The 282-nt window shown below is 36.2% G+C and carries 1 protein-coding gene; it reads left to right on the plus strand.

Annotation, left to right across the window (positions count from 1 at the left end):
• On the plus strand, positions 1–282 hold a 282-nt coding region (locus tag AAON49_RS00040), incomplete at both ends, for a P-type ATPase actuator domain-containing protein (RefSeq protein ID WP_502942862.1).

Below are 282 nucleotides of genomic sequence, written 5' to 3' on the forward strand. Positions count from 1 at the left end.
AATACCCAGAAGGTGTTGCAGTGATGTTGTTCTATGCAGTTGGTGAACTATTTCAGGAAGCAGCAGTTAAAAGAGCCAAAGGAAACATTAAAGCATTATTAGATGTTCGTCCAAAAGAAGCCAATGTATTTCGTGATGGTAATTTTACAAGTGTTTCCCCAGAAGATGTAACTATTGGAGAGAAAATTCAAATTCGTGTTGGTGAAAAGGTTCCATTGGATGGTGTATTATTATCTGAAAAGGCATCATTAAATACAGCAGCTTTAACAGGTGAAAGTAAAC

The sequence above is a fragment of the Pseudotenacibaculum sp. MALMAid0570 genome, assembly GCF_040151415.1.
Taxonomy (GTDB): Bacteria; Bacteroidota; Bacteroidia; order Flavobacteriales; family Flavobacteriaceae; genus Polaribacter.